The sequence below is a fragment of the Hydrogenophaga sp. YM1 genome (assembly GCF_016903055.1).
Lineage (GTDB): Bacteria > Pseudomonadota > Gammaproteobacteria > Burkholderiales > Burkholderiaceae_C > Hydrogenophaga > Hydrogenophaga borbori.
Window position 1 is genome coordinate 4200973 of the sequence record NZ_CP070223.1, and the last position, 20404, is coordinate 4221376.

The window sequence follows — 20404 nt, forward strand, 5'->3', positions numbered from 1 at the left end:
GGGAACACTCCGGGATCGCTGTCGTGGCCCCGATTGTCCCGCGCCCCCCGGCGCGCCTTCAGTTCTCGTGGACCAGGCGGTACAGGCCGACGTCGACGCGCCCGGCCAGGAAGCCGGCCTCGCAGTAGCCGAGGTAGTACTCCCACAGGCGCTTGAAGCGCGCGTCGAAGCCCTGGGCCTCGATGGCCGGCCACTCGGCCTGGAAGCGCCGCCGCCAATCGGCCAGCGTGCGCGCGTAGCTGTGGCCAAAGCGCAGTTCGGTGCTCAGGCGCAGCCCCGCCTGGCGCGCCTGCTGCGCCATCCGCTCGGGCGAAGGCAGCATGCCGCCGGGAAAGATGCAGCGCTGGATGAAGTCCGGGTTGTCGCGGTAGCCCTCGAAACGGCGCTCGTCGATGGTGATCGCCTGCAGCACGGCCACGCCGCCGGGCTTGAGCCGCTCGCGCAGCGTGGCGAAGTAGACCGGCCAATAGGCCTCGCCCACGGCCTCGATCATTTCGATGGAGACCACGCGGTCGTAGCGGCCCTCGACGTCGCGGTAGTCCTGCAGCCGCAGATCGACCCGATCGGCCACGCCCCAGGCGGCGGCGCGCTCGCGCGCGAAGGCCAGCTGCTCGGTCGAGAGCGTGACGCCCACCACCTCGGCGCCGCGCCGCGCCAGCGTGGCGGCCAGCGTGCCCCAGCCGCAGCCGATTTCGAGCACGCGCTGGCCCGGCCGCACGTCCAGCAGCCCGAGGATGCGCTCCAGCCGGCGCGCCTGCGCGGCCTCCAGCGAGTCCGCCGGCCCGTCGTACAGCGCGCTCGAGTACAGCATGCTGCCGTCCAGCCAGCGCTCATAGAAGCGGTTGCCCAGGTCGTAGTGGGCGGCGATGTTGTGGCGGCTGCCGCGCCGCGTATTGGCGTTGAGGCGGTGCAGCAGCCGCGCGAGCCAGCGCGCCGGCGCGGGCGCGGAGATGGCGCCGTCCAGCGCGGCCTCGTTCGCCAGCCCGAAGGACAGCAGGGCCACCAGATCGGGCGTGCTCCAGTCGCCGTCGCGGTACGACCAGGCCAGGCCCAGGTCGCCCTGCTGCAGCAGGCGCAGCAAGGGGCGCCAGCGGTGCAGGCGCAGCTCCGCGCTCGGGCCCGGCGCGGCGCCCTGCGCCTGCAGGCGCGCGCCGTCGGGCAGGGTCAGGAGCAACCGGCCGGCGCGCACGCGCGACAGCAGCCGGCGCAGCGGCGCCTGGCGCAGGCCCGAGGCGTCGCCGCTCAGGGTGGCCGCCGGCGCCGCCGGGGCCGCGTGGTGGGGGACGGGCCGCAAGGAAGGGGTGTCGTGGGACATGGGTGCTCGCGTCAGGAGGAAGAAGAATCGCCGGAGCGCACGACGCTCATGGCCTGGGCCGGCGGGGCCGGGCGCGGCCGCAGCCGCGCGCCCTTGCGCCACAGGTGCAGCGCTTCCCAGTGGATGCCGACGATCACCTTGAGCGTCAGCAGCGGGTAGGCGAAGAAGGTCCGCCACAGCGCGCCATCGCTGAGCGGCCGGCGCCGGGCGTCCAGCCGCGCGTGCAGCACGGCGGCGCCGCCGTCGCGGCGGTGCACGCCGACGCCGATGGACAGGCGCTCGCCCGGCGGCTCGATGCGGAAGCGGTAGGCCAGCTCCATGTCCAGGAACGGCGACACGAACAGGCGCTTGTCGCAGCCTTGCTCGATCAGGCGCGCACCGCGCTGCGCCTCGGGCACCTCGATCAGGTAGCTGTGGCGCTCGCCGAAGGTGTTGTTGACCTCATAGACGATGGCCTGCAAGCGCCCGTCCGGCGCGTCGCAGAACCACACGCTCAGGGGGTTGAAGGCATAGCCGAGCACGCGCGGCAGGGCCAGCAGGCGAATGGCGCCACCCACCGGCAGGCCGGCCTCGCGCAGGCGCGCGTCCAGCTGGGCGCGCAGGCCCGCGGCGTCGTGGGCGCTGCCGTCGCCGTGGTCCGAGGGCCACAGGCTGAACAGGTTGAAGCGCCCGACGGAGAACCAGCGCAGGCGCGCGTGCAGCGACGCCAGCTCATCGATATCGAGCAGCAGCGAGAACATGCGGTACGCCAGGCGGTGCCGCACCGGGCCCGGCCGCTGGTGCACCACCCGCCCGTCGTACAGCGCCGAGCGCCACGCCAGGGCCGGCGCGGCGGCGGGGGGCGGTGGCGCCGGCCGAGGCGTCGTCACGCCAAGGCCCCGGGCAGGTGGATGCGCGCGGACTCGCCGTCCACGGTCCAGGGCCGGCGCACGCCGCCCAGCGCCTCGGCCACCGCAAGCCCGGCCTGCAGGCCATCTTCGTGAAAGCCCGAGCCGAAGTAGGCCCCGCAGAACCAGGTGTTGCGCTCGCCCTGCAGCGACCAGAGCTCGCGCTGCGCCGCGATGGCCGCGGCGTCGAAGCTCGGGTGCTCGTAGACCTCGGTGCGGATCAGGTGCTCGCGCCGCGGCGCCGCCGCCGGGTTGAGGGAGACGAACAGCGGCGGCGCTTCCCGCCCCTGGGGCAGGTGCGGCTGCAGCCGGTTCATCCAGTAGGTCACCGTCGGCGCGGCTTGGGCGCCGCGCTCGGCCAGGTAGTTCCAGCTCGACCAGACCGCGCGGCGGCGCGGCATCAGCGCGGGGTCGCTGTGCAACACCGCGAGGTTGCGCGTGTAGCCGAAGGCCCCGAGCAGGCGGCGCTCGGCCTGCGTCGGCTCGGCCAGCAGGCGCAGCGACTGGTCCGCGTGGGTGGCCAGCACCACCTGATCGAAGGCCGGCGTCCAGCCGCCGTCGCGCAGACGCAGCCGCACGCCCGCGGGCCCGCGCTCGAGCGCGGTCACCGGCGCCTCGTGGTGGATGTGGCCGTCGAAGTCGCCCACCAGGCGGCGCACGTACTCGCGGCTGCCGCCGTCGACGGTGCGCCAGACCGGCCGGCCCGATACCTGGAGCAGGCCGTGGTTCTCGCAGAAGCGCACGAAGGCGGCCACCGGGTACTGGCCGATGCGCTCGGCCGAGCAAGACCAGATCGCCGCGCCCATGGGGTAGAGGTGGTCGTCGCGCAGGGCGCGGCCGTAGCCCCGGGCGTCCAGGTAGGCGTCCAGCGACAGCCCGCCGCAGGCCGCCGCGTCGCGCGGGGCCTCGCGGTAGAAGCGCCAGAGCTCGGCCAGCATGCGCCAGAAGCGTGGGCGCAGCAGGTTGGCGCGCTGCGCGAACAGGCCGCCGAGGTCGGTGCCGGCGTACTCCAGGCCGCCCCGGTCCAGGCTCACCGCGAACGACATGTCCGAGGCCCGGGTCGGCACCCGCAGGTGGCGAAAGAGCGCGGTGAGATTGGGGTAGGCGGGCTCGTTATAGACGATGAAGCCGGTGTCCACCGGCACCTGCCGCGCGCCGCAGGGCGCGTCCACCGTGTGGCTGTGGCCGCCGGTCCGCGCCTCGGCCTCGAACAGCTCGACGGCGTGGCGGCGCGACAGCAGCCAGGCGCAGGACAGGCCGGCGATGCCGCCGCCGACGACGGCGATGCGCAGGCGGTCGCCGCCGGTTCGGGCGCGCGGTGGCGTATCGAGGTCGGGGGAACGGCTCATGGGGGTGGCTTTCGGTCGGTGAGGCCCAGCTTGTACGCAGGCCGGGCGGTTTTGGATTCCCCGCCGCGCCATCCCGGACTGGGCGATGATCCAATCCCCCGCGCGCCGCGTAGAAGGGCCATGGGCCAAGCTCGACGCGACGAATCCTCCACCCCCTGGGTCACCCCCCCGGGCGGGACCCCGCCGAGCCCGCCCAGGACGCCGCACTTGACCATCGTTCCGCTCCACGCCGACCGCGCCGCGCCCGACCCGTCCGAGGACTGGCCGGCCCAGTTGCGCCGCATCGCCGAACACCGGGACCCGCAGGCCTTCGCCCGCCTGTTCCAGCACTTCGCCCCGCGCGTGAAAAGCTACCTGATGCGCACCGGCAGCAGCGACGAGGCCGCCGAGGACCTGGCCCAGGAGGCCATGGCCATGGTCTGGCGCAAGGCCGCGCTGTTCGACCCGGCGCAGGCCGCGGTGTCGACCTGGGTGTTCACCATCGCGCGCCACCTGCGCGTGGACGCCTCGCGCCGGCAACGGCTGGACTTCGCGGGCGACGAATGCTTCGAGTTCGACCAGCTCCCGGCCGACGGCCCCGGGCTGGCCGAGCAGACCGACGCACAGCGGCTGGCGCAGCGCGTGCGCGAGGCGCTGGAGCGGCTGCCCGCCGAGCAGGCGCAGGTGCTGCGCCTGTCCTATTACGAAGACGAGCCGCACGCGCGCATCGCGACCGAACTCGGCCTGCCGCTGGGCACGGTCAAGTCGCGCATCCGGCTGGCCGTGGCCCAGTTGCGCAAGTTGCTCGACACCTGAGGCCACCCAACGATCCCCTTGCCGAACCCGACCATGGACGCCCCCGAGATTCACCACCACCCCAGCGACGAACTGCTGCTGTCGCATGCCGCGGTCGGCCTGCCGATCGGGGCGCGGCTGGTGGTGGCCACCCACCTGGAACTCTGCGCCACCTGCCGCCAGCGCGTGGCGGCGCTGCGCGCCCTGGGCGGGGTGCTGCTGGACGAGCAGCCGCCCGCGCCGCTGCGGGAAGACGCGCTGGCGCGCGCCCTCGATCGGATCGCGCGCATCGAGCCACACCCGCCCGTCCCCACGCTGGGCGACCGGGCGCCGCGCCGGCCCAGCGCGCCGCCCCCGCTGCCCCTGGGCGCCGTGTGGCCACGCGCCCTGGCCGATTGCAGCGCCACCCGCTGGCGCTGGCTGGGGCCGGGCATGCGCTGGAGCCGCGTGAACGTGCCCGACGCGCCCGATGCCAACGTCTTCCTGCTGCGCATCGGCGCCGGCAAGTACCTGCCCCGGCACACCCACCGCGGCACCGAGCTGACGCAGATCCTCTACGGCCACTTCCATGACGGGCGCGCCCTGTTCGGCCCGGGCGACTTCGACCTCGCCGATGCCGATGTCCACCACCAGCCGGTGGTGCAGGACGGTGGCGAGTGCATCTGCCTCGCCTCGGTCGACGGCCGGCTGGCCTTCGATGGGGTCATCGCCCGCTGGCTGGGCGGGCTCGTCGGCATGTAGCCAGGGTGAGCCGGGCCGCCAGGCCCGAGGCCGTGCCGCTGACGAAAGCGCCCCAGGCGAGGTCCGCCAGCGTCACGCGCCAGGGCCAGTCGCGCAGCGTGGCCTGATTCGTGAGGTCGTAGGTCGCGTAGGCCAGGAGCCCGAACAGCGCCCCGCGGCCCAGCGCGGTGCCCCAGCGGCCGGAGGACAGCGCGGGCGCCACGGCAAACACCAGCAGGCCGGTGATGTACAGGACATAAAACAGGCCGGCGGCCGTCCAGTCCACGGTGCCGGACAACAGATGGCCGATGGCGGGCTGGTACAGCGTGGTGTGCATGCTGCTCAGCCAGACCGCGTCCAGCGCCAGGAACACCAGCGCGGTGAGCGCATAGGCCAGCGGCCAGCGCCAGGCCGGCGCGGCACCGGTCGAGGCCGTCGCGGCCGGGGCGTGGGAAGTCGCGTGTGGCATGGGGGTCTCCGCCAAAAAAAAGAAAAAGACAGGCCTCAGGGCAACCGGTAGCTCAGCAGCCGATCGCCCCGGACCAGGGCGTCGAGGCCGATCCAGCGGCCACTGGCGCGCTCCAGCCACAGGGTCAGCGTCTGGCGGGTCGCGGCGGGCGTGGGCGCGGTGGCGACGAGCCGCCAGCGCGCGGCCGTCACCTCGCGCCCGTTCACCGCCAGCGGCGCATCGGCCAGGCGCTCGAAACGCACCGCGTCGAGCTGGCCGGTCTGCGGGTTGAGCAGCTGCGTCTGGCGCGTCAGCGCGGGGTTCCAGTAGGCGTAGCTCATGAGGCAGGCGGGCCGGACAGGCCCGCTGGCGCCGGCCGTGTCGTCGGGCCACTCGACCTGGCTGGTCTCGCCGCCGTCGTTGGTGCGCGCGCTGACCCCGTCCAGGCAATCGCCACGCCAGCGCTCGCGCGCCTCGTGGCGGTAGCGGTACAGCGGCACGCCCAGCAGGGTGACGTCCATGCGCGCCACGCTCTGCACCTCGCGCGCCTCGGGCGGGCCGCTCAGCTCGAAGCGGTGCGAGCCGATCGGCCGGCCGTCCAGCCGCACCTCGAAGGCCCAGACCTCGGCCCGCGCGGGCGCCGCCGCGGCCCCCGCCAGCAGCCAGGCCAGCGCCCACCCGCGCCAGGCCCTCACCGCGCGCCTCCGCGCCGGGGCGGCCAGGGGAAGAAGGCGCTGGTGCGCGCCACGTAGTCGCGGTAGGCGGGGCGGCGCTCGCCGATGTCTTTTTCCAGCAGGGTCACACCCGACACCCGCAGCAGCAGCACCGTCATCAGCAGCGGAGAGACCAGGCACCAGGCGCCGGCCGCGCCGCCCGCCCCCAGCGCCATCAGGCCCAGGCCCCACCACACGCAGGCCTCGCCGAAGTAGTTGGGGTGGCGCGAGCAACGCCACAGGCCCCGGTCCATCACCTGGCCGCGGTTCGCGGGGTCGCGGCGAAAGCGCGCCAGCTGGGCGTCGGCCACGGTTTCCATCAGCAGGCCGCCCAGGGCGAGCGCCGCGCCCGCCCAGTCCCACAGGCCCCAGGCCGCGCCAGCGCGCCCCATGGCCACCAGCAGGGGCCAGCCAACCACCCAGCCCAGCAGCGCCTGCAGCAGGAACACCAGGTACAGGCTCTTGAGCGCGAAGCCGGGCCCGTGGCGCTCGCGCATGTCGCGGTAGCGGCGGTCTTCGCCGTGGCCCCAGTTGCGCCAGGTGATGAACAGGCCCAGGCGCAAGGCCCAGGCGAGCGCGATGAGCAGCATGGCCAGGGCCCGCGCGTCGGCGCCAAGCCGCCAGGCATAGACCAGGGCGGGCGCCGCGACGAAGGCCGGCCAGACGCGGTCGGCGACGCTGGCGTCGCGCAGCGCCAGGCTGGCCAGCCAGGTGGGCAGCGCGATCGCGAAGGCGGTCAGCAGGCCCGCGGCCGCGGCGGCGAGCAGCGCGTGGTTGGCCTCCATGGGATCAGCGCCGCGGCGCGAACAGGTAGTGGCTCACCCACCACTGCTGCCCCTGGTCGTAGCCGAACAGCTCTTCCACCGACAGCAGGAACAGCCGCCAGCGCTGCCACCACATCGGCGCCTGGCGCGCGCCATAGACCGACTCGAACACCGGCCGCAGGGCCTCCCGATGGGCGTCCAGCCGCTCCAGCCAGGCCGCCGCGGTGCGCGCGTAGTGGCGCCCGTCCCAGCGCCAGCGTTCCAGCAGGGCCAGGTCGTCCTGGCACAGCAGGGCGAGGTCGTCGCTGGGCATCATGCCGCCCGAGAAGAAGTGGCGGCTCATCCAGTCGCTGGCGTCGCGGGCCTCGAAGGCGTACGGCGCTTCGCGGTGGACGAAGACGTGCATGAAGAAGCGGCCGTCGTCGCGCAGCCAGCGCGCCACCTTGGCGAAGGCCTGGGGCCAGTTGCGCAGGTGCTCGAACATCTCGACCGACACCACGCGATCGAACTGGCCGTCGTGCGCGCCGTCCTCGCCGAAGGCGTTGAAGTCGCAGGTGAGCACGCGCAGGTTGCCCAGCCCGCGCGCGCGCGCCTGGGCTTCGATGAAGGCGCGCTGCGAGGCCGAGTTCGACACCGCCAGGATGCTGGCGTTCGGGTAGTGCGCCGCCATCCACAGGCTGAGCGAGCCCCAGCCACAGCCCAGCTCCAGGATGCGCTGGCCGTCGGCCAGGCCGGCGCGCGCGGCCGTCTCGGCCAGCGCCGCCTCCTCGGCGGCCTCCAGCGAGGACACGCCCTCGGGCCACCAGCAGCAGCTGTACTTGCGCTGCGGGCCCAGCATGGCCTCGAACAGGGCGGGCGGCAGCTCGTAGTGCTGCTCGTTCGCCTTGTCGGTGTGCAGCGCCAGGGGCGCGGCCCGCAGCGAGGCCAGGAAGGCCTGCGTCAGCGCGGCGGCGCCCTCGGGGTCCTGGTGGCGGGTCTCGTCCAGCCGCTCGCGCAGCAGGCGCCGGATGCCCAGGCGCAGAGCCGGCTCGGGCAGCCAGCCACGTTCGGCCCATTGCAGGGCCACGGAAGACAGATCGAGCGCCATGCGGGCCCCCATGAAGTGGCGAATGGCCCTTGTACGCGGGAGGGCGCGCCGTGGATCAGCCGGGGGAGCGCCGACGCGCCGCCTCAGTGGTCGTCGTCCGGGTTGTCGCGCGCCAGCGGCGCCTCGCCCGCCAGCATGCCGTCGGCCAGGGCCTGCACGTGCGCGACCATGGCGTCCAGCGCGCGCCGCTGCTCGGGCGTCAGGCCCTGCACCAGCGCGTGGTTGATGGCCGCGATGCGCGGGAAGATGTCGTCGTGCACCCGGCGCCCCGCCTCGCTCAGGAAGATCTGCACCTCACGCCGGTCGTGCGGCTTGGGCCGGCGCTCGATCAGCCCCTTGCCCGCCAACGAGGTCAGGGTGCGCGAGGTGCGCGCCCGGTCCAGCATGGCGCGCTCGGCCAGCGCCGATGACAGCACGCCCTCGTTCTCGGCCAGGAAGGACAGCACGCGCCACTCGCGCCGCGTCATGCCGTGCCGCTCCTCGCACATCCGCACCACCGTGCGCCCGGCCGTGATGTGGATGCGGTACAGGCGGTAGAGCAGGAAGTCGGCCTGGCGCTCGGGGTGCAGCAGCCGGTCGGTCCCGGCAGGGGGGGATGACATCAGGGTAAACCCGTAGAACGGTTGATTTCCGCAATCGATTGTGAATCCCTAGCATGGCCGGCTCCAAGCGGGACCACCCGCACCACGACAACCACACCCGGAGACACACCATGACCTTCAGCCGCCGCCTGATCCATGCCAGCCTGCTCGCCGCCCTCGCCCTGGGCGGCGGTGCCTTCGCGCAGGACAAGACCCCGTTGAAGATCGTGGTGGGCTTTCCGCCCGGCGGCTCGGCCGACACCCTGGCCCGCCTGCTCGGCGAGCACCTGCGCGACCAGTACGCGCCCATCGTGGTGGAGAACAAGCCCGGCGCGGGCGGGCGCATCGCGCTCAACCTCGTCAAGCGCGCCGAGCCCGACGGCCACACCGTGATCGTGCTGCCCAGCGGCCCCATGGTGCTGTTCCCGCACGTCTACAAGAAGCTGGACTACGACGCGGTGAAGGACTTCAGCCCGGTCTCGCTGATCGCCAACTTCCAGTTCGGCGTGGTGGCCGGCCCCGCCAGCAAGGCCAAGACCGTGGGCGAGATGGTGCAGGCCGCCAAGGCGCAGCCGGGGGTGGCCTCCTACGGCACGCCGGGCCTGGGCACGCTGCCGCACTTCATGGGCGTGCTGTTCGAGCAGCAGGTGGGCGCCAAGCTCAACCACGTGCCCTTCCAGGGCGGCGGCCCGGCCAACACCGCGCTGCTGGGCGGCCACATCGACTACAAGTTCGACGTCGTCTCCGAAACCGCCGAGCTGCACCGCACGAACAAGGTGCGCATCCTGGCCGTGACCGGCGCGCAGCGCGACCCGCAGGTGCCCGAGGTGCCCACGCTCAAGGAAAGCGGCATCGACATGGTGGCCACCGCCTGGTTCGCCATGTACGGCCCCGCGAACATGAACCCCGCCGCGCGCGACCGCCTGTCCAAGGCCGTGGCCGCCGCGGTGAAGACGCCCGCCCTGCGCGAGCGCCTGCTCGGCCTGGGCTACGACGCCGTGGGCTCCACGCCCGCCGAACTGGCCGCCGCCCAGGCGGCCGACCTCAAGCGCTGGGAGGCCCCGATCAAGGCCACCGGCATCCAGCTCGACTGAGCACCCGCCTTGTCCGAAGGAGTTTTTTTCATGACCGCTCGCCGCCGCGCGCTGTTGGGCCTTGCCCTCGCCGCCGCCCTCGCCGCCCCCGCCCTGCACGCCCAGACGGCCTGGCCCGCGCAGACCGTGCGCTTCGTCACCAACTTCCCCGCGGGCGGCCCGGCGGACATCCTGGCGCGCTCGGTCTCCCAGGGGCTGCACGAGCGGTTCAAGCAGAACTTCGTGGTGGACAACAAGCCCGGCGCGGCCGGCAACATCGGCGCGGCCGACGCCGCCAAGGCCGCGCCCGACGGCAACACCCTGCTGTTCGGCATCGACACCACCTTCACCATCAACCCGCACCTCTACCCCAACCAGGGCTTCAAGGCCGCGGACCTCAAGCCCGTGATCATCATGGCCTCCTCGGGCCTGCTGATCGGCGTGCACCCCTCCACCGGCCTGAAGACCCTGCCCCAGCTGGTGGAGCAGAGCGGGGCGAAGAACGTCAACTTCAGTTCGGCCGGCAGCGGCAGCCCGGGCCACCTGGCGGTGGAGGTGTTCGCCGAAGCCACCCGGCACAAGCTCACCCACGTGCCCTACCGCGGCAACACACCGGCCGTCACCGCCGTGCTCGCGGGCGAGGTGGACGGCGGCGCGCTGGCCACGCCGGGCATGCTGCCGCACGTGAAGGCCGGCAAGATCACCGCCCTGGCCGTCACCAGCCGCCAGCGCTCGGCGCTCGCGCCCGAGATCCCCACCGTGGGCGAGCTCGGCTTCAAAGGCCTGGAGCAGGAGGTGCTCTACGTGGTGATGGCGCCCGCCGCCACGCCCGACGCCCTGGTGCAGCAGATCGGCAAGGCCATCGCCGAGACGCTGCGGCGCCCCGACGTCAAGGCCCGCATGAACGGCCTGGACCTGTTCTACGAAGGCCTCACCGGCGCCGCCGCCAGCCAGCGCCTGGCCGACCTGAACGCGCGCTACGGCGCGATCGTGAAGGCCACCGGCATGAAAGTGGAATGATCGCGACATGAACCGCCCCAACATCATCTACATCGTCTGCGACGACCTCGGCTACGCCGACCTGGGCTGCTACGGCGGCCGCGAAGCCGGCTTCGGCCGCGTCTCGCCGAACATCGACGCGCTGGCCGCCGGTGGCCTCAAGTTCACCGAGGGCTATTCCAACTCGCCGGTGTGCTCGCCCACGCGCTTCGCGCTGATGACCATGCGCTACCAGTACCGGCTGCGCGGCGCGGCCGAGGAGCCCATCAACAGCAAGGCGCGCAAGAGCCAGACCCTGGGCCTGCCGCCCGAGCACCCCACCCTGCCCTCGCTGCTGCGCGGCGCGGGCTACCGCACGGCGCTGATCGGCAAGTGGCACCTGGGCTACCCGCCGGCCTTCGGGCCGCTGCGCTCGGGCTACGAGGAGTTCTTCGGCCCCATGGCCGGCGGCGTGGACTACTTCACCCACTGCGCCAGCACCGGCGACCACGACCTGTGGTTCGGCGAGGAGGAAAAGGCCGAGGAGGGCTACCTCACCGACCTGCTGAGCCGGCGCGCCGTGGACTACGTCGACCGCATGGCCGCAGGCGCCCAGGGCGGCACGCCCTTCATGCTGAGCCTGCACTACACCGCGCCGCACTGGCCCTGGGAAACGCGCGACGACGCCCACGTCGCGCCCGAGCTGGCGAAAAACCTGTTCCACCTGCACGGCGGCAACGTGGAGAGCTACCGCCGCATGATCCACCACATGGACGAAGGCATCGGCTGGATCATGGACGCGCTCAAGCGGCACGGCCTGGCCGAGAACACCGTCGTCGTCTTCACCAGCGACAACGGCGGCGAGCGCTTCTCGGACAACTGGCCCCTGGTGGGCGGCAAGATGGACCTCACCGAGGGCGGCATCCGCGTGCCCTGGATCGTGCACTGGCCCGCGCAGGTGCCGGCCGGCGGCAGCACCGCGCAGCACGGCATGAGCATGGACTTCTCGCGCACCCTGCTGGACGCCGCCGGCGTGGCGCCCGACCCCGCCTGCGCGCCCGACGGCGTGTCGCTGCTGCCCGTGTGGCGCGACGCTGGCGCGCGCATCGAGCGCCCCATGCACTGGCGCATGAACCACCGCGGCCAGCGCGCGCTGCGCGAGGGCGACTGGAAGTACCTGCGCGTGGACGGCAACGACTACCTCTTCAACATCGCCAAGGACGCGCGCGAGCGCGCCAACCTGGCGCCGCGCGAACCCGAACGCCTCGCCGCCATGCGCGAGCGCTGGGAGGCCTGGAACGCCAGCATGCCGCCGATCCCCGAGGACGCGACGGTGAGCCTGGGCTACTCGTATAAGGACATGCCTCAGCGCTGATCGGCCAGCGCGCGCCGGCCGGCCAGCGCCACGTGCTGGATCCAGCCGATCAGCTCGCGCGCGGCCGGCGTCAGGGGCAGGTCGTGGCGGCGCAGCACGCAGATCGTCGGGCTGGGCATGGCGTCGCGCACCGGCACGATGCACAGCGACTCGCGAAAGGCGTTCATCTCGAACAGGGTGCGCGGCATGGTCGAGAGCATGCGCGAATGCGTCACCACGCCCGGCAGGGCGAGGAAGGATTCGCACACCATGCCCAGCCGCGGCTCGCCCAGGCCGGCGCGCGCGAACACCTCATCGATGACCGCCCCCGGCCCGCCCGGCGCGCTCGACAGCACCCACTGGCAGTCGCGCAGCTCGGCCACGCTAGTGGCCTGCGCGAGCGGGTGCTCGCGCTGCGCAACGATCACGATGTCGCTCTGGTAGAGCGGCTCGGCCACGATGTCGCTCTGCACCTCCTGCCGATGCGCGGGCGTGATCGCGAAGTCCAGCGTGCCCTCGCGCAGCGCGGGCGTGACGCCGGGGTACAGGCCGTCGCGCACCGACAGCACCACGCCGGGGTACTTGGCCGAGAAGCTGGTCAGGGCCTGGGGCAGCACCGCCAGCGCGATCGCTGGCGAGGTGGAGAAGCGCACCTGCCCCTCCCACAGGCCGCGCATCTGCGCGATCTCATCCTGCGCGTGCTGGCTCTCCGACACGATCAGGTGCGCGTGCCGCATGAAGGCCTGGCCGAAGCGCGTGAAGCTCACCCCCTGCTTGCTGCGCGCCAGCAAGGGCGCCTGCAGTTCCGCCTCGAGCTGCTGGATCGCCGCCGTGAGCGCGGGCTGCGACATGTGCATGCGCGTGGCGGCGGCGCGGATGCTGCCCAGCTCCTCGATGCCGATCAGCGCTTGCAGGGTCTGCAGTTTCATGAGGTCCAGGGTTTCTACGGAGATCGGGTTTGCGGATCATAGGTCGGCAAAAGCGATTTGGTGCCGATCACGAACCCTCCCTAGCATCGCTCCCACCCTCTCCCCACACAAACGACAGGAGACAACATGAGCTTCCTCCAGCGGCGCCGCTTCCTGCTGCGCACCACTCTCGCCGCGGCCACCGGCCTGCTCATCGCCGGCCTGGCGCACGCGCAGGCCAAGTACCCCAGCAAGCCCATCGAGGTGGTGGTGCCCTGGCCCGCCGGCACCTCGGCCGACGTCGGCATGCGCACCGTCTCGCAGGCGCTGAGCAAGCAGCTGCGCGTGCCGGTGCAGGTGATCAACAAGCCGGGCGGCCAGGCGGTCATCGGCACCGCCGAGTTCGTGAAGGCCGCGCCCGACGGCTACACCCTGGGCTCGATCAACATCGGCCCGGCGGTCTCGCAGGTGATCGCCGGCAATGCACCCTACGCCATGACCGACATGGCGCCCATCGGCATCTACAACGTGCTGCCCTTCGTGGTGGCTGCCAAGGCCGACGCGCCCTTCAAGACCATGAAGGAGCTGGCCGCGCACGCCAAGGGCAAGGAAGTGATCCTGGGCAACTTCGGTCCGGGTGCCGTGCCCACGCAAAGCGTGGTGCGCATGTCCGGCATCGACGGCTGGAAGCCCAAGCTGGTCTCCTACCCTTCGCCGGGCTACACCCAGCTCAACGCGGGCGACGCCGACGTGGTGACGGTCGAGTCGATCAACATCATGGGACAGGTCAAGGCCGGCAACGCGCGCGTGCTGGTGGCCATGACGCCCAAGCGCCTGCCCGCCTTCCCCGACGTGCCGACCGCCAAGGAGCTGGGCTACGGCTTCGACGTGTCGATCTGGACCGGCCTGTTTGCGCCCAAGGGCACGCCGCCCGAGATCATCCAGACGCTGGCCACGGCGCTCGACGCCGCGCTGCAGGACCCGCTGGTGAAGGCCTACGCCGACAGATCGGGCACGCTGTTCGAGCACCTCTCGCCCGAGCAGACCAGCGCGCTGATGCAGCAGGACGCGGCCTGGCTGCGCCCGGTCATGGAATCGCTGGGTCTGGTGAAGAAGTGAGCGCGCGATGAGTCTGCCGGGCGCCGTGGCGCGATCCCTTTCGGTGGTCCTGGGCCTCATGGCCGGGGCCATCGCCCTGAACCTGCCGGCGCTGGTGAATGGCACGGAGCTGGCCGCGCACTGGTACGAATCCGCCGGCGCCTTTCCGCTGCTGGCGGCCGGGCTGATCCTGCTGGGCGCGCTGGTCCACCTGCTGCGCCTGCACCAGCGCGGCGACGCGGCCCTGGGCGACGAGGAAGTGGAGACCGGTGAAGGCCGCCTCGGCGTGGCGCTGGCCGGGCTCGCGCTCTTCGTTCTGCTGGTGCCCGCTGTGCTGCTGCTGGGCTTCGCCCCGGGCGTGGCGCTGTTCCTGCTCGCCGCCTGCCGCGGCGCCGGCCTGCCCTGGCGCGCCTCGGCGCTGTTCGCCGTGATCGCGGCCACGGTGCTGCAGCTGGTCTTCGTCGAGCTGTTCCACGTGTGGTTCCCCGAGCCCTGGATCGAACCATGGATCAAAGGGTGGCTGGCATGAGCTGGATCGAACCCTTCATGGGCTTCGCGGGGCTGGCCCACCCGGCCGTGCTGCTGGCCGTGGCCGTGGGCGCCCTCACCGGCGTGGTGATCGGCGTGCTGCCCGGCATCGGCCCGGGCGTGGCCATCGCGGTGATGCTGCCGCTGACCTATGGCATGAACCCGCTGGCCGGCATCACGCTGTTGCTGGGCATCTACGTCGGCGCGTACTACGGCGGCGCGGTCACCTCCATCCTGATCCGCACGCCGGGCGAGGCCTCATCCATCATGACCATGTTCGACGGCGCGCCCATGGCCGAGCGCGGCGAGGCCGAGCGTGCGCTGTCGCTGGCCTTCGCCTCGGCCTTCGTCGGTGGCATCGTGAGCGCGCTGGTGCTGGCCTTCGTCGCCGCGCCGGTCTCGCAGTTCACCAGCCGCTTCGGCGCGGCCGAGAACTTCATGGCCGCGCTGCTGGCCATGATCTTCATCGCCCGCGCCTATGAGCGCCAGATCGCCGGCGCGGTGATGATGATCGGCCTGGGCCTGCTGATCGGCACGGTCGGCATCGACCCCACCTCCAACGAGCAGCGCTTCACCTTCGGCCTCACCGCGCTGCAAACCGGCCTGCCCCTGGTGCCGGTGGTGATCGGCCTGTTCGGCGTGGCGCAGGCCCTGGTGCTGCTGTCCAGCCCGCCCGGCGAGCGCACGGCGGAGCCCATGGCCGCCTTCGGCAAGCCGCGGCTGGAGCATTTCCTGGAGCCGCTGCGCTACCCGCGAACCCTGCTGCGCTCGCTGGGCATCGGCACGGCCATCGGCATCCTGCCCGGCGTGGGCTCGGCGCTGTCGACCACCATGTCGTACTTCGCCGCGCGCCGCGCCGCGAAACAGCCCGAGAGCTTCGGCCAGGGCAACCCCGAGGGCATCGTCGCCGCCGAGACCGCCAACAACGCCAACAGCGGCGGCGCCATGCTGACCGTGCTCACCCTGGGCATCCCCGGCGACGCCATCACCGCCATCATCATGGGCGTGTTCATCGTGCACGGCATCGTTCCGGGCCCCACGCTGTTCACCGACCAGCCCGACCTGGTCTATGGCATCTTCGCTGCGCTGGTGTCGATCAACATCGCCACCATGCTCCTGCTGCTGGTGCTGGCGCGGCCTTTCGCGCGGCTCAGCCGGCTCGACCCGCGCTGGCTGGGCGCGGCGATCCTGGCCCTGTGCTTCACCGGCGCCTACTCCACCAGCAGCTCCATGTACGGCGTGTGGGTCGCGCTCGGCGCAGGCGTGCTCGGCTGGGCCTGCGCCCTGGGCCGCCTGCCGGTGATCCCGCTGGTGCTGGGCCTGGTGCTGGGCGACATCCTGGAGTCGACGCTGCGCCAGTCGCTCAGCGTCTCCTCCGGGTCCTGGTCCATCTTCTTCATGCGCCCGATCGCCGCCGCGCTGCTGGCCGCCTGCGCGCTGGCCGTGCTGCAGCCCCTGGTGCGCGGCCTGCGGCTGCACTGGCGGGCGCGCGAGGCGCGCCAGCAAGCCTCTTCGTAAAACGTTTTTGGAGCGAGACATGTTCATCCGCAACGCCTGGTACGTCGCCGCCTGGGACATCGAAGTGCCCCCGGAGGGCCTGTTCGAACGCACCCTGCTCAACGAGCCCGTGCTGCTGTACCGCGACAGCCAGGGCCGCGCCGTGGCCCTGGAGAACCGCTGCTGCCACCGCGCCGCCCCGCTGCACCTGGGCCGCAAGGAAGGCGACTGCGTGCGCTGCCTGTACCACGGGCTGAAGTTCGACCCCTCGGGCGCCTGCGTCGAGATCCCGGGCCAGGCTCAGATCCCGCCCAAGACCTGCGTGCGCAGCTACCCGGTGGTGGAGCGCAACCGCCTGGTGTGGATCTGGATGGGCGATCCGGCCCTGGCCAAAGCCGAGGATATCGTCGACTGTTTCTGGCACGACTCGCCCGAGTGGCGCATGAAGCCGGGCTACATCCACTACCAGGCCGACTACCGGCTGATCGTGGACAACCTGCTGGACTTCACCCACCTGGCCTGGGTGCACCCCACCACGCTGGGCACCAGCAGCGCGGCCGATCTCAAGCCGCGCATCGAACGCGACACCACGGGCAACGGCAGCCTCACCATCACGCGCTGGTACCTCGACGACGAGATGCCCAACCTGCACAAGCGCGTGGCCCGGTTCGAGGGCAAGGTCGACCGCTGGCAGATCTACCAGTGGACGCCGCCGGCCGTGCTGCGCATGGACGCCGGCTCCGCGCCCGCGGGCAGCGGCGCGCCGCAGGGCACGCGCGTGCCCGAGGCCCTGCAGTTCCGCCACACCTCGATCCAGACCCCCGAGACCGAGCACACCAGCCACTACTGGTTCTGCCAGGCGCGCAACTTCGAGCTCGACAACGACGCCATGACCGAGCAGATCTACCGCGACGTGGTGGTGGCCTTCGAGGAAGACCGCGCCATGATCGAGGCGCAGCAGAAGGTCATGCGCCAGGCGCCGGACCGGCCGCTGGTTCCAATCGCCGCCGACGCCGGCTTGAACCAGGCGCGCTGGCTGATCGATCGCCTGGCCAAGGCCGAAGCGGGCGCGCAGGCATGAACGGCGACACCGAGGTCGTGGTCAGCGCGGTGCGCTCGCTCGCCCGCGACGTGCTCGCGATCGAGCTCAGCCACCGCGGCGGCGCGGCCCTGCCCGGCGCGGCGCCGGGCGCGCACATCGACCTGGCGCTGCCCAACGGACTGACGCGCCAGTACTCATTGGTCAACGCCGATGGCGCCGAGCGCCAGCCCCACTATCTGGTGGCCGTGGGCCGCGACGCCCACAGCCGTGGCGGCTCCTCGTGGATCCACGACCAGCTGCGCACCGGGCAGGTGCTGCGCGTGAGCGCCCCGCGCAACCTGTTCGCCATGGACCCCGCGCACCGCCGCGTACTGCTGGTGGCCGGCGGCATCGGCGTCACGCCCATCGTCGCCATGGCGCGGCACTGCGCGGCGCAGGGTCTGGACTGGGAACTGCTGGCCTGCGCGCGCAGCGCTTCGCGCCTGGCCTACCACGACGAACTCAAGGCCCTGGCGGGCGCGCGCCTGCGCACCCACTTCGACGACGAACAGGGCGGACCGATCGACGCCGCGCCGCTGCTCGCCGAAGCGCGCTGGGACGGCCTCTACGCCTGTGGCCCCGCGCCCATGCTCGACGCGCTGGCGCGCGCCAGCGCGCACTGGCCCGCGGGCTCGGTGCGCATGGAGCGCTTCAAGGCCAGCGCAACCGAGGACGGCGGCGAGCGCCGCGGCTTCGTCCTGCGGCTGTCGCGCAGCGGGCTGCAGACCACGGTGGCCCCGCACGAAAGCGTGCTCGACGCGCTGGAGCGGCTGGGCGTGGAGCACCCCTTCGCCTGTCGCGAGGGCCTGTGCGGCACCTGCGAGGCGCCCCTGCTCGACGGCGAGGCCCTGCACCTGGACAGCGTGCTCTCGACCGAGGAACGCGCGGCCCAGCGGCGGGTGCTGGTTTGTGTTTCGCGATGCGCCGGCGACCGGCTGGTGCTCGACATCTAGAGGAAATCCATGCAACTCAACGACAAAGTCGCCATCGTCACGGGTGGCGCTTCAGGCTTCGGTGCGTCCATCGCGCGCCTGCTCAGCCAGCGCGGCGCCGCCGTGATGATCGCCGACCTCAACCTCGACGGCGCCGAACGGGTGGCCGAGGAGATCCGCGCCGCAGGCGGCCGCGCCGGCGCCACGGCCTGCGACGTCGCCAGCGAGCAGGCCTTTCGCGGCATGGTGGCGCGCACCCGCGACACCCTGGGCGGGCTGCACATCATGGTGAACAACGCCGGCACCACGCACCGCAACAAGCCCGCCTTGGACGTGAGCGAGGAAGAGTTCGACCGCGTCTACCGCGTCAACCTCAAGAGCCTGTTCTGGTCGGCCCACGCGGTGCTGCCGGGCTTCGTGTCGCAGGGCGGTGGCACCATCGTCAACGTGGCCTCCACCACCGGCGTGCGGCCCGGCCCCGGGCTCACCTGGTACAGCGGCAGCAAGGCCGCCATGATCAACCTCACCAAGGGCCTGGCGCTTGAGTTCGCGCGCTCGGGCGTGCGCGTCAACGCGGTCAACCCCATGATCGGCGAGACCGCGATGCTGGGCGACTTCATGGGCGCCGAGGACACGCCGCAGAACCGCGAGCGCTTCCTGGCGCGCATTCCCCTGGGCCGCTTCACGCGCCCCGGCGACGTGGCCTCGGCCGTGGCCTTCCTCGCCTCCGACGAGGCCGCCTACCTCACCGGCGTCTGCCTGGACGTGGACGGGGGACGCAACATATGAGCGCTCCCCAACAACTGCACGTCTACCGCTGCCCCGAGCTGCTGATCGCTGGCGCGTGGCGCCGCGGCGGCGGCGAGCGCCGCCAGGCCATCGTCAACCCGGCCGATGGCCAGACCCTCGACGAACTCGCGCTGGCCAGCGCGAAGGACCTGCAGGACGCCCTGCGGGCCAGCGCCGAGGGCTTCGAGCACTGGCGCCGCGTGCCGGCCCACCAGCGCGGCGAACGCCTGGCGCGCGGCGTGGCGCGCATGCGCGAGCGCTGCGAACACATCGCCACGCTGCTCACGATGGAGCAGGGCAAGCCGCTGGCCGAGGCGCGCGCCGAATGCCTGATGGCCGCCGACCTCATCCAGTGGTACGCCGAGGAAGCGCGGCGCGTGTACGGCCGCGTGGTCCCCGCGCGCCAGCCCGACAGCCGCATGACGGTGCTCAAGCAGCCGGTGGGCCCGGTCGCGGCCTTCTCGCCCTGGAACTTCCCCCTGGTGCTGTCGGCGCGCAAGCTCGGCGGCGCGCTCGCGGCCGGCTGCTCCATCGTCCTCAAGGGCGCCGAGGAGACGCCAGCGAGCGTGGCGGCCATGGTGGCCTGCCTGGCCGAGGAGCTACCGCCCGGCGCGCTGCAGCTGGTTTATGGCGTGCCCGCCGAGGTCTCCGAGGCGCTGATCGCCTCGCCGGTTATCCGCAAGCTGAGCTTCACCGGCTCGGTGCCCGTGGGCCGCCACCTGGCGCAGCTCGCGGGCCGCCACCTCAAGCGCATCACCCTGGAGCTGGGTGGTCACGCGCCGGTCATCGTCTGCGAGGACGCGGACCTCGCGCGCACGGTGCCGCTGATGGTGGCGCACAAGTTCCGCAACGCCGGCCAGGCCTGCCTGGCGCCCACACGCTTCTACGTGGCGCGCAGGCTCTACGTCGATTTCATCGACGCCTTCGCGCAGGCCAGCCGCGCCCTGGTGCTGGGCCCGGGCCTGGCGCCCGGCACGCAGATGGGGCCGCTGGCCAACCAGCGCCGCCGCGCGGCCGTGCTCGACCTGATCGAGCGCAGCGTGCAGCGCGGTGCGCGCCGCCTCGCGGGCGAGGCGCCGGCGGTCGGCTGCTTCGTCGCGCCCACGCTGCTGGCCGATGCGCCGCAGGACGCGCCGGCCATGCAGGACGAGCCCTTCGGCCCGGTGGCCTGCGTGGCGCCCTTCGACCAGCTCGACGAAGCCATCGCCCGGGCCAACGACAACGCCTACGGCCTCGCCGGCTACCTGTTCACCGACAGCGCCAAGGCCATCCTGAAGGTGTCGGAGCGGCTGGAGGTGGGCAGCCTGGCGATCAACGGTCTGGGCGTGTCCGTGCCCGAGGCGCCGTTCGGCGGCGTGAAGGACAGCGGCCACGGCAGCGAATCGGGCATCGAAGGCATGGAGGCCTACCTGGACACGCGCTTCACGCACTTCGTGGCCTGAGGTCCGCCGGGCGCGGCGGAGGGCCGCGCGGTCCCGCCGTCGATAATCGCCGGCTCCGGCTTCCCGTTCCCGTCGACCGACCGCCC

Annotated in this window: 21 protein-coding genes; 12 read left to right on the plus strand and 9 right to left on the minus strand. The window is 72.5% G+C overall.

The window, feature by feature from the left end; genetic code table 11:
- Positions 1–58 precede the first annotated feature (58 nt).
- From JNX00_RS19750 to JNX00_RS19760, 3 genes are read right to left on the minus strand one after another with little or no spacing between them, the layout of a single operon-like run.
- Positions 59–1315 (minus strand): cyclopropane-fatty-acyl-phospholipid synthase family protein, encoded by a 1257-nt coding sequence (locus JNX00_RS19750; protein WP_083293182.1) that lies wholly within the window; start codon positions 1313–1315, stop codon positions 59–61.
- Between the two features lie 11 nt (positions 1316–1326).
- On the minus strand, positions 1327–2184 hold the full coding sequence (locus JNX00_RS19755; protein ID WP_239478187.1) for a DUF1365 domain-containing protein: 858 nt from the start codon (positions 2182–2184) through the stop codon (positions 1327–1329).
- Positions 2181–3551: an FAD-dependent oxidoreductase gene (locus JNX00_RS19760; protein ID WP_204743386.1), complete on the minus strand. Its 1371-nt coding sequence runs from the start codon at positions 3549–3551 to the stop codon at positions 2181–2183. Before JNX00_RS19760 ends, JNX00_RS19755 begins: the two co-directional genes overlap by 4 nt.
- Before the next feature lie 207 nt (positions 3552–3758).
- On the opposite strand from JNX00_RS19760, the gene JNX00_RS19765 reads away from it, so the two are divergent.
- Complete coding sequence (locus tag JNX00_RS19765; RefSeq protein WP_239478188.1) at positions 3759–4346, plus strand: sigma-70 family RNA polymerase sigma factor; 588 nt, start codon at positions 3759–3761, stop codon at positions 4344–4346.
- A gap of 33 nt (positions 4347–4379) precedes the next feature.
- On the plus strand, positions 4380–5066 hold the full coding sequence (locus tag JNX00_RS19770; RefSeq protein WP_204743390.1) for a ChrR family anti-sigma-E factor: 687 nt from the start codon (positions 4380–4382) through the stop codon (positions 5064–5066).
- Here JNX00_RS19770 and JNX00_RS19775 read toward each other — a convergent pair.
- The 5 genes from JNX00_RS19775 to JNX00_RS19795 all read right to left on the minus strand — a co-directional run bounded on the left by JNX00_RS19775 (position 5029) and on the right by JNX00_RS19795 (position 8659).
- Complete coding sequence (locus tag JNX00_RS19775) at positions 5029–5514, minus strand: DUF2177 family protein (protein WP_204743392.1); 486 nt, start codon at positions 5512–5514, stop codon at positions 5029–5031. The two genes, JNX00_RS19770 and JNX00_RS19775, sit on opposite strands and share 38 nt — an antisense overlap.
- Before the next feature lie 35 nt (positions 5515–5549).
- On the minus strand, positions 5550–6188 hold the full coding sequence (locus JNX00_RS19780) for a DUF6134 family protein (protein ID WP_139147053.1): 639 nt from the start codon (positions 6186–6188) through the stop codon (positions 5550–5552).
- Positions 6185–6991: a DUF1295 domain-containing protein gene (locus JNX00_RS19785; protein WP_070399387.1), complete on the minus strand. Its 807-nt coding sequence runs from the start codon at positions 6989–6991 to the stop codon at positions 6185–6187. Before JNX00_RS19785 ends, JNX00_RS19780 begins: the two co-directional genes overlap by 4 nt.
- A 4-nt stretch (positions 6992–6995) precedes the next feature.
- Entirely contained in the window at positions 6996–8057 is a 1062-nt protein-coding gene (locus JNX00_RS19790) for a cyclopropane-fatty-acyl-phospholipid synthase family protein (RefSeq protein ID WP_070399386.1), read from the minus strand.
- An 83-nt stretch (positions 8058–8140) separates the two neighbouring features.
- Complete coding sequence (locus JNX00_RS19795; RefSeq protein WP_070399385.1) at positions 8141–8659, minus strand: MarR family transcriptional regulator; 519 nt, start codon at positions 8657–8659, stop codon at positions 8141–8143.
- Between the two features lie 110 nt (positions 8660–8769).
- On the opposite strand from JNX00_RS19795, the gene JNX00_RS19800 reads away from it, so the two are divergent.
- From JNX00_RS19800 to JNX00_RS19810, 3 genes are read left to right on the plus strand one after another with little or no spacing between them, the layout of a single operon-like run.
- Positions 8770–9732 carry a tripartite tricarboxylate transporter substrate-binding protein gene (locus JNX00_RS19800; protein WP_204743394.1) on the plus strand — a complete coding sequence of 321 codons (963 nt, stop codon included), beginning with the start codon at positions 8770–8772 and terminating at the stop codon, positions 9730–9732.
- A gap of 30 nt (positions 9733–9762) precedes the next feature.
- Positions 9763–10731, plus strand: coding sequence for a tripartite tricarboxylate transporter substrate binding protein (locus tag JNX00_RS19805; protein ID WP_070399383.1), 969 nt, complete (start codon positions 9763–9765; stop codon positions 10729–10731).
- Between the two features lie 7 nt (positions 10732–10738).
- Complete coding sequence (locus JNX00_RS19810; RefSeq protein WP_070399382.1) at positions 10739–12064, plus strand: sulfatase-like hydrolase/transferase; 1326 nt, start codon at positions 10739–10741, stop codon at positions 12062–12064.
- On the opposite strand, the gene JNX00_RS19815 is transcribed toward JNX00_RS19810, so the two are convergent.
- Positions 12055–12972 (minus strand): LysR substrate-binding domain-containing protein, encoded by a 918-nt coding sequence (locus JNX00_RS19815; RefSeq protein ID WP_070399381.1) that lies wholly within the window; start codon positions 12970–12972, stop codon positions 12055–12057. The two genes, JNX00_RS19810 and JNX00_RS19815, sit on opposite strands and share 10 nt — an antisense overlap.
- 126 nt (positions 12973–13098) lie before the next feature.
- On the opposite strand from JNX00_RS19815, the gene JNX00_RS19820 reads away from it, so the two are divergent.
- From JNX00_RS19820 to JNX00_RS19850, 7 genes are read left to right on the plus strand one after another with little or no spacing between them, the layout of a single operon-like run.
- Entirely contained in the window at positions 13099–14070 is a 972-nt protein-coding gene (locus tag JNX00_RS19820; RefSeq protein WP_070399380.1) for a tripartite tricarboxylate transporter substrate binding protein, read from the plus strand.
- A gap of 7 nt (positions 14071–14077) precedes the next feature.
- Complete coding sequence (locus tag JNX00_RS19825; protein WP_083293180.1) at positions 14078–14578, plus strand: tripartite tricarboxylate transporter TctB family protein; 501 nt, start codon at positions 14078–14080, stop codon at positions 14576–14578.
- Positions 14575–16095, plus strand: coding sequence for a tripartite tricarboxylate transporter permease (locus JNX00_RS19830; protein ID WP_070399378.1), 1521 nt, complete (start codon positions 14575–14577; stop codon positions 16093–16095). The genes JNX00_RS19825 and JNX00_RS19830 overlap by 4 nt, the downstream gene beginning before the upstream one ends.
- 19 nt (positions 16096–16114) lie before the next feature.
- The gene (locus JNX00_RS19835; RefSeq protein ID WP_070399377.1) at positions 16115–17155 is read left to right on the plus strand and encodes an aromatic ring-hydroxylating dioxygenase subunit alpha; all 1041 of its coding nucleotides are present in this window, start codon (positions 16115–16117) and stop codon (positions 17153–17155) included.
- Positions 17152–18108 carry a PDR/VanB family oxidoreductase gene (locus JNX00_RS19840; RefSeq protein ID WP_204743396.1) on the plus strand — a complete coding sequence of 319 codons (957 nt, stop codon included), beginning with the start codon at positions 17152–17154 and terminating at the stop codon, positions 18106–18108. Before JNX00_RS19835 ends, JNX00_RS19840 begins: the two co-directional genes overlap by 4 nt.
- A 9-nt stretch (positions 18109–18117) precedes the next feature.
- Positions 18118–18876: an SDR family oxidoreductase gene (locus JNX00_RS19845; protein WP_070399375.1), complete on the plus strand. Its 759-nt coding sequence runs from the start codon at positions 18118–18120 to the stop codon at positions 18874–18876.
- The gene (locus JNX00_RS19850) at positions 18873–20318 is read left to right on the plus strand and encodes an NAD-dependent succinate-semialdehyde dehydrogenase (RefSeq protein ID WP_204743398.1); all 1446 of its coding nucleotides are present in this window, start codon (positions 18873–18875) and stop codon (positions 20316–20318) included. Before JNX00_RS19845 ends, JNX00_RS19850 begins: the two co-directional genes overlap by 4 nt.
- The last annotated feature ends 86 nt before the right edge of the window (positions 20319–20404 follow it).